Below are 14460 nucleotides of genomic sequence, written 5' to 3' on the forward strand. Positions count from 1 at the left end.
TACCAGTTTTTCCTGGCAGCCATAGCGATACGGTACCACCTGACTCCATTCCGAACTCAGAAGTGAAACGTATTAGCGCCGATGGTAGTGTGGGGCTTCCCCATGTGAGAGTAGGACACTGCCAGGTCCCATTAAGAAGAACCCGCCTAACGGCGGGTTTTTTGCGTTTGGAAGAAAAATAATGGGGTCAGAGTACTTTATTACTTTAAACATCAGAACATAGTCATTCCCTTACCCCCAGTGCAGTTAAATCAGAGAAATGTACTCTGACCCCATTTCTTGTGTGCTTGTGCTGTAAGCATATTTTGACTGGGAGAGATCTAGTAATAACATCTCCTTCCTATAACTTATTCACAAAATACTATATAAATAATTTATCAGTGAATAAATCGGTAAAAATGTGAAACGTAAGGTTCTTTTAGGTTACTGCTTAATTCTTATTTCTTGGGCGTATTGCGCAAGCTCTGAAGAAAATTTAAAAACAGAAAAGTCTATTACGCTTGGTGTCGTTGAGTTCCCACCATTAGTGATTAAAGAACCCGACTCTTCGCGTTGTCATGGTGTAGCGATAGATGCAACTGTAGCTATATTGACTAAAATGAATTATCACGTGTTAGTTGAATGCATGCCTCCGGCCCGTTTGTTTGAACGTGTGAAGACCGGGAAGGTCGATGTCACAATTAATGTCAGAGGTACTTCAGCGTTAGATCAGAACGCTACATTTATAGACACTCCATTTGTTTACTTATCTATTGTACTTCTACATAACGGACAACTTGCGGATGATAAGTCAATTTCGGCAATTCGCGGCTATGACTATTTAGGAATTCGACAGGCACTTCAGCAAGAAGGTTTTGAATTTTTTGATATGCCGACAAGTAGCGACGCGATTCACCTTTTTGATGTTGGAAGAACGTCTTATCTAATTAGCTACAAACAACCCTATCAATTTTATACAGAGTCCTTAGGTAGTCGATTGGTTGAGGTAAGTATTTCAGACAAATTGACCGTACCTTCCTATTTTGCAGTTTCAAATCACAGCAGATACAAAGATGAACTTGTTGATAGTTTGAATCTGGTTACTACACATATAAGTGACTCTACAATATTAGAATCCTATCGAAGTGCGAATAAATAACTCTTTCCTTTTGCTTCCTAAATTTAATAAATCATTTAAAAACAGTAGTTTAAAGTGGAAGGTGTTCGGAAGGTACGTTTAATAATATCAACGTAATCTTGTATGCAATTCAGGGCCTATAGGGCGGCATATTGGAATGCGTACATCAATGTTAAGTAAAAACAAATCGACAACATCCCACCTTGAACTGTTCAATTTCTACAAAAACAGTTCTCTTGCAAGAATGATAAATTTTATCAATGAGGCAATAGTCGTCGTAGATAGCAATGGCACAATGGAAATGGTTAATACCAATGCCTCTTCACTCTTGGGCTTGTCTCGTGATGAACTTTTAAGTGAAAATTTACTTAATTTCATAAATGATGAAACGGGTCAAATACAAAGCCATGTCATTCAGTGTTTAGGTAACGCTGCGCAGAATGCTCTAGAAACGCCACCCTTCGAAGTTTCTCTTAAGCAAAGAAGTCAGTCGCACCGAGATATTAGTATAGAAATCTCAGTTTCATCGTTGCCAAAAGAGCTATCGTCTAATAACTCGTTATTCTTCTGCATTCTACGTGACCTGACGCTGCATAAAGCTGAGTACGCAGCTTTGAAAAGAAAGGCTGAAACTGATTTTTTAACAGGGTTAGCAAATCGTCACAAATTCTCGGACTACTTGAGCGGCCAATGGGTTAAATGTAGTAGTGAGGGTCTCCCGTTAAGCGTCATTTTAATCGACATAGACCACTTTAAAACTTTTAACGACGAGTATGGTCATTTAGCTGGAGATCGTTGTTTGAAACGTATTGGTGAACTTCTGAGTTTAAGTATGCCTAACCGTGACACCCTGGCGGCACGTTATGGTGGGGAAGAGTTTGCAATTATTTTACCCAATTGCGCTTCACAAACCGCCCAATTATTGGCTATACGAATAAAGCGTCACCTTGCCCAGCTGAGCGCCAGGCACTTCGTACTGGCATCGAATAAAAAGCTCACTGTTAGTATGGGGGTGGCAACGAATGAAAATCAACGCTATGAGAACACAACATCGCTATTGCAGGCGGCCGATACGCTTTTGTATCAAGCGAAATCTCGTGGAAGGGACCAAATATGCTTCCTCTAGATTTAAGTGATGGTGCTAGTTACTAATATAAAAAACGCATTGCTCTACGCAGAGGCTGGTGAGCTAGGATATTTATAATTGACTGTTAAAACACAAATTGCATAAAAACGTGAGTGTTGATTATTAATAGTTCAATGCCGAGCCCATGATGCATAACGCAGTATTCCAGCCTCAGTTAGCATCGATTAAACTAAGATACTCACGAATTTAAAATCATTTGGACTTGTTGCGTTGCCACTGGTTGTTAGAGGCTTCTCATAGCTTTAAGGTTTGAATTTGTCTATTTCAGCTCTGAATCAAACGGCTATCAAGCTCAAGCGCGATAGGTAAAGCCAATGGTTTTTTGATGCGGATGGTGTGCTCAAAGCTTAAATATGAATGCAGCTAAGTTATTACATGTCGCAAGTATTCAAGACGAAAATCCTATCAGAAAAAACACTCATTTTTAGGCATGAAGTTGATGTTGAGCGTTTAGTTAGTGCGTGAGAGGGAGAGTCTGAACGATAGTGGCAAGCACGAGCTGTTCGTGAAAATGTACTTGCTACGTGCTTTTTCAGATAAAGATAAGCGCGCCGAAAAAAATACCTAGACGTCATATCTTGTGGAGTAAAAATCACTTTGATAGGTACCCCAGAATCTACCTATTTAAACAGGCTCGTTTTTTACTTGAGGGTCTGGGCTAATAAATCCGGTAACTAGTTTTACGCAAATCGCGTCTTCTTCGTCAGCGTCTGAATCAGTAATAACAATGCACCTACCCGAATCCTTAATTTCCCAAGTTAAATCCCCTTCAGGATCATTCGTTATTTCGGGGGCTAAAAACACCATGGCAGCTGGGGTATCTGAGGTAAGAGTATAAGTTATAGTTGTATTCGGCACAGTAACGGTAATGGGCGACTCCGGCGCACCGTCCTCCGGTACAATGGTAAAAACTCCCTCTGCGTCAACGGAAACGCTGTAGTCATAATTCGGTGGTGTTGTCATTGTTCAGTTCCTTATTGATGTTGGTAAAATAAAGTGGCATTGGTACGTTCATAAGTGTGAGTTGCCTTCGAACTTTGGCTACTGCTGTTTGTTTATTTAAACAGTATCCCGCGAATACATGGGCTTGTAAGAATAAAGGGTGTTTACTTGTGTTGATTACCGAGTTTGTAAGAGAAAACAGTGTTTCACATTCCTTTTGAACTATATCTATATTTTTTCCCTCATCGTTGAGCGCTTGGCGAATACTCGCGATTTGGTATAGGACATAGTTTTCTAATTCCCTAACATTTATGAATTCTGCCTTAATATTCTTTTTTAAATTCTCTTCAATGGCGTGCTCTATATTTATTTGAGCTAACAAATTTCTACTGATTTTCCATTCGTGACGATATTGGTAAGAGAGAGCTGCATAAATTTTGGAAGAGAGGCGTGATCCATCTCTTAACAGTTCATCAATAGTGATATCTTGTTTTACATTTTGATTGTGTAATGCAGAGATTGGGTTTAGTGATCTGTGGTAGTCCAGTAACGTCCTGGCATGTTTATAGTACGACTGCCATGAACTGTTTGCAGGGTCCTGCTCAAGTAATTGAATCAACAATTTTTTAGCATCATTTAAAAGTTCAATGGAAGTATTAAGGTCTTCAGTAAATTGGCTACTCTTTGCGGCATTCATTTTAATCAAACTAAGTGTTTCGATTATCTCTGCATTCCCTGAGTAGGTAGATAGACTTTTCTCTAAAATAGCTTCTGCTTTCGCAAAGGTTAATTGTGCTTCGTTAATACGGCCCTTGTGAATGTGTGTAGACGCGATCCAAGAATAAGTATCTGCAACTGCGGTTGCGGTAATAATAGGTGACTCTGACTTTTCAAAAAGTTTTTGCTTATAAGCCAGAGATGATTCGAAGAACGAAAGAGCTTTGTCAAAATCTTGTCGACGAAACGCGACACTACCAATCGAGTTAGTTGCATAACTCAGCTCTAGCAAAGCATCCGAATTGTTGGGGGATACCTTCAGCATCTCCTCGCTAAAGCGCAAATAACGATTAAACTGCTCATCTGCCAGCGCAAAATTGTAGTTTCTTAATTCAATGTCTCCTAACCAGAATGCATTAGCGCCTGCCGCTAATAATAGTTTGAAGTTGTCGGGCTGCTCCTCAAGTAATGCGCCCAATCGCTTATCGGCTTCTTTATACAATTGCTGGGCAGTATCGGCATCATCGCGATAAAATCGCACTTCAGCCATTGCTTGCAAAGACAGAGCATGTTGGAAGCGAAGTTCAAAACTAGGCTTCGGCGTTGACGATCCAATCCATCCCGTTTGAATTTCTTGGGCTTGGGTGACGTATTTAAGCGCCTGTTCACTAATACCTTCTAGCAAATCCATTCGTTTTACGCTTCGAAGCTTATCGGCAAAATCGCCAATCATAAACCCCATCAGATTTTCGGCTTCCAATCGCTTTCGTTCAGCTAAAGCTTGAGAATGGTTACTGTGCAGCATAGCCGCAAAGGAAATAACAGATAGTGCGGCCAACAGTGCAGCAGTAAACGCTTTAAAGAGGCTTTTCCTTCTGAATTTACGCTGACTTTGATGAATAAGCTCCCGCTCTTCATTCGATAGTCGAATGTATTTCGCATCAAGAAGTGTAGAGGCATCTAGAAGCGGCTTTCCTGATTGAAGAAGATAGGCGTCATCTTTGTCATTCTCTGCCCATGTTTTTGCCTGTTCATAAAGGGCTGCCTTAATTGAAAGTGTATTTTGGTGCTGTGCTATCCATTGCTGAACCCGCTCCCATTTTCTTAATACTGCCTCGTGAGCAACTTTGAAGCTGGCTTGCCCTTGATTTAAAAATGAAACGAAAAGGCGCTGTTCTACCATGAGCTCGACGAACCGACGCTCATCATTGCCTTTTAGCTCATCCCAACTCGCTGTTTTACTTGTCATCGTATTGTCCATACCAGACAAGTTAACAATAAGAGGAAGTACTGTGTTTAACCCATTTTGCACTGATGCAGGCATTTGGGAGTAGGTTGATTCGGCTTTGTGGCCGATGGCCCCATCGATTTTTCCTAGCGCGTAGTAGGTATCCCGTTTAAGTAAATTACCGTCGCGTTGTAAGTAAAGCTCTTGGAGTGTGTATTGTAGAAGAGGAAGGCAATTCGGTTCTAAGCTTGCATCAGAAAGAATAACATCGTCGAGAGTGGCGTTTGTTGTCCCGTCGCGCTCCCATTGCAATTCTGCTGCCAGAGCGGGAAGTTTGATTATTTGACCAAGCTCACTTAACGAAGGCGGCGCTATATCTACATGCGCTCCCCGAGACTTATTTTTCATCAATACTTCGAAATTAGAAATAAGCGGGTAGAAGTCGTTTCTGCTAATTAAAACGACAAGAAAAAGGTTGCTTTGACTTAGTGTCTCTAAAAGTGTGAATACAGCCTGCTTGTCTTTGTGCTCTATTTGCGTGTCGGAGAGAAAAACTTCTAATCGGTCTAAAATGATTGCGTAAAAAGAGTAGGAGCTTTTTGTATGATGCTCGTGCTCTTCGCAATAACGCTCAACAATATCAACAATTGATTGCGGAGAAGTAAACAGTTTGTCGGCAAGAAGCGATGCACTATAACCTTCAAAAACCGCTTTTTCGTCATTGCCCCAATCCAACATGTGAGCCGCTATCTCGTCTATGATTGCAGATGGATTGCCGTTAGGGTTTATATCGGCAAGGTCAACGCTCAAGTAATCATGTGCATGCAACCCATTTACTCCTTGTTTTTCGAGTAACCTAGGTAAAAATCCGGCATGGATCAGCGAACTTTTGCCAGAACCACTTGGGCCAAGCACCATCAAAAGAGGTCGTTTACGATTGAAAAGTTCTGAACTGCGAGAAACTAAATCACGGATTAGTGCATCTCTGCCAAAGTAGACTTGGCTTTCGTTGGCAGAAAATGCATTCAGTCCAACATACGGCGAAGCATCTCGCCATTTAGTTTCAGAAGCTCGTGCCTGCTCATCACCTATAAAATGAACCTCAGCAACAATCCGATATCCTCGTTTCCTGATAGTTTCAATATATTCAGGTGCTGAAGCTTTATCTCCTAATGCACGTCGCAAATTGGTAATAGCTTTGTGTACAGGGTTGTCTCCAACCACAGATCTAGGCCAGCACTGAGCAACGATCTCGTCAGAGGATACTACTTCTCCTTTTTGCTGACACAACAGCAGCAGAACATCCATGGTTTTCGGCTCTAGAGTCCTCTTAAGCTTGCCGAGAGATAGAGTATTGCTGGTTACATCGACTTGCCATTGACCTAGATAAAATTGTTGCTTCACCGCGTTTACCCTGTACTTTTTGTAGGTACTGTACTTAACTTTTTCTGTTAACTTATTGTAAAAGTATGCAGATGCACTTTTGTTAATATAAAACCTTTTAATATCAATGTCATAAAAATTAATTGTAAAAAAATTAATTTTTGTGAAATATCCTTTAAGCCCACAGGGTCTTTTAAAGTACACGTGCTTACTGTACGTCAAACATGACTAATATTATTGAGGGTACATCAATGAAACAAATCAAAAAATCATCAGTAGCGACAGCGTTGGGTGCAGTTGTAATTGGCTCTTTGGCGTCAACGGTTGCAGTAGCAGATGTAAATCCATTTGGTATGCAAGCATTAGAATCTGGTTACAGCCAATTCGCTGCGGAAGGCAAGTGTGGCGAAGGTAAATGTGGCGGCGACAAAGCAGAGAAAGAAGGCAAGTGCGGCGAAGGTAAGTGTGGCGGCGACAAGAAAGCTGAAAAAGAAGGCAAGTGTGGCGAAGGTAAGTGCGGCGGAGACAAGAAAGCTGACAAAGAAGGCAAGTGCGGCGAAGGCAAATGTGGCGGCGACAAGAAAGCTGACAAAGAAGGCAAGTGCGGCGAAGGTAAATGTGGCGGCGACAAGAAAGCTGGTAAAGAAGGCAAGTGCGGCGAAGGCAAATGCGGTAGCATGTAACCGCCATTCAAAAAACATCGTGTAGCTTGAAAAAGAATGATGAAGGCTACACGAGTTACGCTTAGCAAAAAATGGCTGTCGAATGATGGCCTTTTTTGTCTAGTAACTTACGTTACTATTGTGCAATCCCATGCGGTAAAGGGGAAGATATGAAAAACATCTGTGGCGCAGGTCTTGGGTTTCGTCGGGAAATGCTAAAAGCGCTTTTACCTACATTGCCATCTGAAGTCGATTTTTGGGAAGTAGCCCCTGAAAATTGGATCCCACTTGGTGGGAAGTACCAAGAACAATTTCAGCAAGCGTCTTCGCAAGCTCCCTTTACAACTCATGGTTTATCTTTGTCTATCGGAAGTAGCGACAAACTAGATGTCGAGTTTGTAAAAACCGTTAAGCGATTTTTAGATGCAAACAATATTGCATTGTATAGCGAGCACTTAAGCTTTTGTTCTGGCAACGGGCATATGTACGATCTGATGCCAATTCCTTTTACTGAAGACGCGATTAAGCACGTAGTATCTCGAATTGTTCAAGTTCAAGATATCATCGAACGACCGCTGGTCTTAGAAAATGTCTCTTATTACATTGCGCCAGGCCAAGAGATGGATGAACTTGAATTTACCAAGAGCATACTAAATGAATCGGGTTGCAAAATGCTTCTCGACGTAAACAATGTTTACGTTAACAGTATCAACCATAAATACGATGCGAAAGCGTTCATTAACGGCTTGCCCTCAGACAAAATTGTGTATGGCCATATTGCTGGTCATTATGATGAAGCAGAGGATTTGAAAGTTGATACTCACGGGGCTGATGTCATTGAGCCAGTTTGGGCGCTGTTGGAGCATGCTTACCTTACTCACGGCGTATTTCCGACTTTGCTAGAGCGTGATTTTAATATTCCCCCGTTAAGCGAATTATTATCGGAAGTGAAGAAAATTAAGCAAATTCAAGCAAAATGCGAAGCTGTTCAAGCATCAAACGTTAAAGGAAGTGTCGCGTGACTCAGTCATTTCAAACCACTCAAAAAACGTTCGTTGATGCGATCAAAGACCCACAGACATTTTGTGATACCGACGCTGATCACATTCGTCGTATGAAAATCTATCAATCCCTGTTTTTTAACAACATCGATAATTTCGTCAGTACCGGTTTTCCCGTTTTAAAATCTATTGTGGTAAAACAGTATGGTGAAAAAGGCTGGGAGAGTATTGTGCGTCAATTTTTTATTGAGCACGAATGCCGCTCTCCTTATTTTGCTGAAATAAGTAAAGAGTTCGTTGAGTACCTTTCAACAGAGCCAACCTTCGATATTACTCTTCCTGATTTTGCAGCAGAACTCGCTCACTATGAGTGGCTAGAGCTTGACGTCAGTATTAGAAAAAACGAAGACAACGTTGAATTCTATCAAAAAGAAGACAATATCACCGCAATTAGGGTATCACCGTACGCATCTTTGGCAGCGTACCAATTTGAAGTTCACCTAATAGGCGAGGACTACATTCCCGAACAACCTGCCGAAGAACAGCAGTTCTACGTTGTTTACAGAGACCGTGAGTTTGACGTTCAATTTGCTCATGTTAATCCGGTGACGGCTATTTTAGTCAACACGCTGGAACAAAATGAACTGGGAATGGAAATAGAACAATTAGCTGAGTCGTTGTGCCAACAACTTCCCCAAATTCCTTCAAACGTGCTTATAAATGGTATGAACCAGACCCTCACTGACATGTTACAAAAAGGAATACTGCTTCCAGTATCCTAAGTAACCATTACTATTTACCTGCTTTATATTAAACTTTCGCCAGGATCTGGTCTGAAAGTGAGCGATCGATCATATTAGCGCTGTCAATCGGGCTTGCTTTCGATTAACATTTAGCACCATTTTTTTGTTCACAAAATTGTTTAGGTAGTGCAAATGGCTGACAATTCAGATTTCAAAGAAGTCTATAACAAGTGGTACTTTCTAGCATCGCTAGTAACTCTAATCGCGTTCCCGTTGATGCATATCATCGCCGGCTGGTTCACCTTCTGGTTATAACGCAGACATTCAAGGCATAATTGTGACTGCAGAATATATTAAATCAGTAGTGAAAACCGTACCCGACTATCCAAAGCCAGGTATTTTATTTAGAGATGTGACCAGCGTTTTAGAAGATCACAAAGCATTTAGTAGCTGTATCTCGTTACTTGTAGAAAAGTATCAAGGTATGGGATTTACCAAGATAGCAGGTACTGAAGCACGCGGGTTCCTTTTTGGTGCGCCATTGGCCATCGAAATGGGCATTGGTTTTGTTCCAGTGAGAAAACCCAACAAACTTCCTCGTGAAGTAGTTAGCGAGAGCTACGAGCTTGAATATGGCATGGATACATTGGAAATCCATAAAGATGCCATTGAGCCAGGTGATAAAGTCCTTCTTATTGACGATTTACTTGCAACTGGTGGAACGATAGCCGCTTCTGCGAAACTAATTCGTTCACTAGGCGGTGAAGTAAACCATGCAGGTTTTGTTATTAACTTACCGGACCTAGGTGGCGAGAAGAAATTGAGTACGCTTGATATAGAAAGCTACTCTATTTGTGAGTTTGAAGGCGAATAATCGCTATAAAGCATAACTAGCAAAAGGCGAAATACGTAATAATGAGTTATCAGGTACTAGCAAGGAAGTGGCGACCGGGCAAGTTCAGTGAACTTGTGGGTCAGGAACATGTTGTCTCTGCCATTTCAAATGCTTTGGATAACGATCGTCTACACCACGCTTATCTGTTTACAGGTACGCGAGGCGTAGGTAAAACTACCATTGCACGTATTTTTTCGAAAAGCCTTAACTGCGAAGAAGGACAAGGGGCAAACCCTTGCGGTCAATGTAACACCTGTAAAGAGATAGAGCAGGGGAACTACGTTGATTTGTTAGAGATTGACGCTGCATCAAGAACCAAAGTTGAGGATACTCGCGAGCTTCTTGATAACGTGCAATACAAACCCACTCGCGGGCGTTACAAAGTGTACCTTATCGATGAGGTACACATGCTTTCAAAACATAGCTTTAATGCGCTGTTAAAAACGCTGGAAGAGCCACCGCCACACGTTAAGTTCTTACTGGCGACCACTGATCCTCAAAAGCTTCCGATAACCATCTTATCCCGTTGCTTGCAGTTTAACTTGAAAGCCATGTCTCGGGAGCAGATTGTTGGACAGCTGCAGCATATTTTAGAGCATGAACAGCTGCCTTTTGAGCCACAAGCGCTAGCGCTTTTGGCAAGAGCCGCCCAAGGCAGTATGCGTGATGCGCTGAGTTTAACTGACCAAGCGATTGCACAGGGTGGAAATCAAGTGCTGGCATCGGTGGTAACCGATATGCTAGGGCTGATGGACAAGAACCAGTTGCTTAAAGTGGTTCATGCTGTGGTAAGTAAAAGTCCTGCTGCTGTATTGCAGTTGGTCAATGACATCGCAGAGCAAGCCCCCGATTATGACAACGTACACAGCGAATTGGCTAGCCTGCTGCACCAAATAGCATTAACGCAATGGGTGCCTGAAGCATGTAAGCTAGAAACCACATCGGCTAAAGCGATATTTCAATTAGCGAAAACTATTCCAGCAGAGCAAGTGCAGCTGCTTTATCAGATTGCACTGCAAGGAAGAAAAGACTTACCGTTTGCTGCGGATGGAAAAAGTGCGTTTGAAATGACATTGATGCGAATGATGTCGTTTGCTCCAAATACCCCCATCGACGACACGGCAAGTGAAATTGAAAACGGGAGGAGTGAGCATAGTTTACCTGTAGATCATGCTTCTTCCAGTGGTGGCCCGGGAAACGTCGGTAAGCAGGAGGAAGCGCCGTTAAGCGAAACTTCTGCAACCAATGTGCAGGAGGAGACGCCTTCACATCTATCGGTTGAATCTACCTCTGAACAGTCGTTAGAAAGTGCGCCATCTACCCCAGACTCACTTGCTACATCAATAATCGAAAAAGAGCAGCAAGAACAATCTACGTCTCCATTTGAATCACAGCAAGAGCAGGAACATGCAGCCGCTGATGAAAGCGAGTTGAGTGGAAGTGATACTCTGTCGGCGCTACCTCATGCAGAGTCAGGTGCAACGACAACTCAAACTACAGCACTTGAGCGTGATGCTTCACATGATGATGAATCCGTAAAGCCAGCTCCAACTTCGTCTTTTGAAGAACTACCCGTAGAAAACACCGCGGTACAAGCGGTACAAACAGAAAGCGTTGCTGCAGAGCTTGAACCAACGCCAAGTGAAGTCAGTGCGCCCCATAACGAAGCAGCGCAATATTTCGATGGACCTCCGTTAGATGCGTACATGGACGATATGCCACCTCCGTCAGAAGATGATGGTTCCTTAGGTTTTGAAGGTTTTCAAAGCGCTGAGGGTTTTCATAACGCTGAGGGCTCTTATGACGCTGAAGGTTTTCATAACGCTGAGGGCTCTCATAACGCCAAAGGCTCTGATAAAAACAGCGAGTCGTTGGCGCACGAGAACGAACCGTCCTCATTAACGGCCGAAGAGCAGCTTACCTCTACGGCTGATATGTTGGCACTTCGTCAAAAGTTAAAGCAAAGAAAAGCACAAGACGCAGAGTCAAAAAGTACCAGCGCAGCAAATGCTAAGACCGAAAGTGCAAGTGATATTCAAGCGCGCTTTACCAGAAGTAAAGCCGAGGCTTTGAGTACTGCACAAACTGCACATGGAGTTAACAAGGGTAGCGATAATAGTGCAGGGCAGGCTAGCGCTGATAACGAAATCAAGAGGGGCGATTTAAACCCCGTTGGGCATGAAAACAGCCGTGAGCTGCAAGACCATAGCCCTGAGCTTCTAAATAGTAGCCCTAAGCCTCTAAATAATAGCCCAGAGCTTAGAGAGAACAGCCCGGAGCGTATAGATAGCGGCTCAGAACATAAAGATAATAGTGTTGCGCGCGGAGACACTCCTCAACTGGAAAGTACAAATTCAGGCTCGTCTTTAGGTAATACTCACGCGCATTCTTCTAACACTATGCATACTAGCGAGTCAGAAAAGAGTCATTCTAGCTCAAACAACACGAGCGACTTCTTGCTTGATGAATTTGAAGAGGATATGCCTTTTTCAAATGACGAATCTGAGGCGCAATCAAACTCGGAAACACCGGTTGAGGATATGCCGCCTTGGGCTACTGATTACGATAATCAACCGCCTCAACAGGTTGAAGGTGCAGATTATGTTGAAGCGCCCTCTGATAGCAGTTCGAATTACGACAGTGCCCCTGAGCAGATGGAAAGTGCGGGAGATCGGTCTTTTGCGCGGGATGCTCTAAATTTTGATACGCCGCTGAGCAGTACCTATGACGGGCAGTTAAAGGCGTATTTAAATGACGGAAGCAAATTAACTCACGCTAGCCAAATTGACGAGTGGAGCAATCTAGTTGAGCAAATGCCAGTTGCTGGTCTACTCAAACAATTGGTCCTGCACGCATCATTTTCTCGAGCGGGCAATCAAGTGTCCCTTGAAATTGACCATAGTCAGACGCATCTATTAAATGATAGTGCGAAAAAGCAATTGGTTGATGCAATCCATCATGGGTTGGGTGAAAACGTTGAAGTAAATATCACGTTAGGCGAACCAGCATCTACACCTTTTGCGTTACAACAAGAGATTCATGCCATGCGCCATGCGCATGCACACTCGGTGATTAAAACCGACGATACAATTCAAGCATTGCTATCGACTTTCGATGCGTCAGTGCTAACCGATTCGGTTAAAGCGCGATAGCAGAATTATTAACACCAAAACGAAGCGAGACAAAAATTATGTTTAAAGGTGGAATGGGCAATATCATGAAGCAGGCGCAGCAAATGCAAGAGCGCATGCAAAAAGCACAAGACGACCTAGCCAAAATTGAAGTAACAGGTGAAGCGGGTGCAGGCATGGTTAAAGTAACCATGACGTGCAACCACAACGTGCGTCGTGTAGACATTGATGAGTCATTGATGGACGACGACAAAGATATGGTTGAAGATTTGGTTGCTGCAGCATTTAACGACGCGGTACGTCGAGTTCAAGAAACTAGCAAAGAGAAGATGGGTGATGTAACTGGCGGAATGCCATTACCTCCTGGCTTCAAAATGCCGTTTTAAATAATTATGTAAAGCTAGAAGCGATACAGCTTGCAAGTATTTTGCGAGTGAAATCATAGAAAGTCGCCGGCAACACGCCGGCGATTTTTATTGAAAACTTAAAATGTTGCCGATGGTCAGGCAAATGCGTTGCGCATTACTTTTCTATAAATGCTTGTTCAATTACATAATGCCCCTGACGACGCGAGTTAGCTTTCGAGAAGCCCTTGTCGTCTAGCATAGACATAAGGTCTTGTAGCATGTTGTCGTTGCCACATAGCATGAATCTGTCATTTTCAGTGTCTAATTCAGGCATACCTATATCATCCAGCAACTTTCCGCTTTCAATTAGCTTCGTTATCCGTCCTTCGTGAGCGATACCGTTTTTCTCATAACTTTCTCTCGTAACAGTAGGATAGTAAATGAGTTTCTCACGCACTTCGTCACCGAAATAAGGGTTGTTAGGAAGTTGGTGCTCAATTTCGTTTTGATAGGCAAGTTCAGAGCGCCAACGCGTTCCGTGAACTAATATGATTTTTTCAAAGCTTTCATAAATGAAAGGATCTCTGATAATACTCATAAATGGTGCTAGACCTGTACCAGTGCTGAGCAAATAAAGATGTTTTCCGGGTAACAAGAAACCAGGCACGAGCGTACCTGTAGGCCTAATATTAATCATTACCTGGTCACCAGGTTCAATATTTTGAAGGCGAGAAGTAAGCGCACCATCTGGCACTTTAATACTAAAAAATTCCAATTCCTCATCATAATTTGGGCTTGCGATGCTGTAGGCCCTCATCAGTGGCCTACCATCTACTTCAAGACCAATCATAACGAATTGACCACTTTCAAAACGAAAAGATGATTCTCTCGTTGTTTTGAAACTAAACAGAGTGTCATTCCAATGGTGAACTTGGGTTACGGTTGCGTTTATAAGATTTCGCATTCGTTTTCCTACTTACTTAGTCATCAAGCCATGCTGCCATTCTCGCACACTTTACAATATGATAATAGTTATCATTAACGTTTGTGGTGTCGGTATACGCACGTAAAATCTAACGTGCTATCAGTTTTAAATAAGTATTTTTAGCAATAGTTCAACCAGGCCTTTCTTCCGTAACATTAAAAC

The 14460-nt window shown here is 42.5% G+C and carries 12 protein-coding genes and 1 rRNA gene; 10 read left to right on the forward strand and 3 right to left on the reverse strand.

Annotated elements, in window-relative coordinates:
* Positions 1-11 precede the first annotated feature (11 nt).
* From rrf to BZA03_RS09020, 3 genes are all read left to right on the forward strand, one after another.
* A 5S ribosomal RNA gene (gene rrf, locus BZA03_RS09010) occupies positions 12-127 on the forward strand.
* Positions 128-400: 273 nt separating this feature from the next.
* Complete coding sequence (locus BZA03_RS09015; protein ID WP_110288569.1) at positions 401-1138, forward strand: ABC transporter substrate-binding protein; 738 nt, start codon at positions 401-403, stop codon at positions 1136-1138.
* A gap of 148 nt (positions 1139-1286) precedes the next feature.
* Positions 1287-2243, forward strand: a complete 957-nt coding sequence (locus tag BZA03_RS09020; RefSeq protein ID WP_258364618.1) for a diguanylate cyclase domain-containing protein — start codon at positions 1287-1289, stop codon at positions 2241-2243.
* Positions 2244-2888: 645 nt separating this feature from the next.
* Here BZA03_RS09020 and BZA03_RS09025 read toward each other — a convergent pair.
* Positions 2889-3227 (reverse strand): DP-EP family protein, encoded by a 339-nt coding sequence (locus BZA03_RS09025; protein ID WP_110288571.1) that lies wholly within the window; start codon positions 3225-3227, stop codon positions 2889-2891.
* Positions 3205-6555: a winged helix-turn-helix domain-containing protein gene (locus BZA03_RS09030; protein WP_258364619.1), complete on the reverse strand. Its 3351-nt coding sequence runs from the start codon at positions 6553-6555 to the stop codon at positions 3205-3207. The genes BZA03_RS09025 and BZA03_RS09030 overlap by 23 nt, the downstream gene beginning before the upstream one ends.
* A gap of 230 nt (positions 6556-6785) precedes the next feature.
* On the opposite strand from BZA03_RS09030, the gene BZA03_RS09035 reads away from it, so the two are divergent.
* The 7 genes from BZA03_RS09035 to BZA03_RS09060 all read left to right on the forward strand — a co-directional run bounded on the left by BZA03_RS09035 (position 6786) and on the right by BZA03_RS09060 (position 13352).
* A complete protein-coding gene (locus BZA03_RS09035) occupies positions 6786-7217 on the forward strand; it encodes a hypothetical protein (RefSeq protein ID WP_014976963.1) in 432 nt (143 codons plus the stop codon).
* Between the two features lie 149 nt (positions 7218-7366).
* The gene (locus tag BZA03_RS09040; RefSeq protein ID WP_110288573.1) at positions 7367-8218 is read left to right on the forward strand and encodes a DUF692 domain-containing protein; all 852 of its coding nucleotides are present in this window, start codon (positions 7367-7369) and stop codon (positions 8216-8218) included.
* Positions 8215-8979 (forward strand): DUF2063 domain-containing protein, encoded by a 765-nt coding sequence (locus tag BZA03_RS09045; RefSeq protein WP_110288574.1) that lies wholly within the window; start codon positions 8215-8217, stop codon positions 8977-8979. Before BZA03_RS09040 ends, BZA03_RS09045 begins: the two co-directional genes overlap by 4 nt.
* A 153-nt stretch (positions 8980-9132) precedes the next feature.
* A complete protein-coding gene (locus BZA03_RS20575; protein WP_256253717.1) occupies positions 9133-9255 on the forward strand; it encodes a hypothetical protein in 123 nt (40 codons plus the stop codon).
* A 22-nt stretch (positions 9256-9277) separates the two neighbouring features.
* Positions 9278-9814: an adenine phosphoribosyltransferase gene (gene apt / locus BZA03_RS09050; protein ID WP_014950051.1), complete on the forward strand. Its 537-nt coding sequence runs from the start codon at positions 9278-9280 to the stop codon at positions 9812-9814.
* A 41-nt stretch (positions 9815-9855) separates the two neighbouring features.
* The gene (gene dnaX / locus BZA03_RS09055; RefSeq protein WP_110288575.1) at positions 9856-12987 is read left to right on the forward strand and encodes a DNA polymerase III subunit gamma/tau; all 3132 of its coding nucleotides are present in this window, start codon (positions 9856-9858) and stop codon (positions 12985-12987) included.
* A 38-nt stretch (positions 12988-13025) separates the two neighbouring features.
* A complete protein-coding gene (locus tag BZA03_RS09060; RefSeq protein WP_014950049.1) occupies positions 13026-13352 on the forward strand; it encodes a YbaB/EbfC family nucleoid-associated protein in 327 nt (108 codons plus the stop codon).
* A 136-nt stretch (positions 13353-13488) separates the two neighbouring features.
* Here the strand turns inward: BZA03_RS09060 and BZA03_RS09065 are convergent, their stop codons facing one another.
* Complete coding sequence (locus BZA03_RS09065) at positions 13489-14277, reverse strand: ferredoxin--NADP reductase (protein WP_110288576.1); 789 nt, start codon at positions 14275-14277, stop codon at positions 13489-13491.
* Between the last annotated feature and the right edge of the window lie 183 nt (positions 14278-14460).

Origin of the sequence: Alteromonas sp. I10 (assembly GCF_003201515.1) — a bacterium.
GTDB classification, from domain to species: Bacteria; Pseudomonadota; Gammaproteobacteria; order Enterobacterales; family Alteromonadaceae; genus Alteromonas; species Alteromonas macleodii.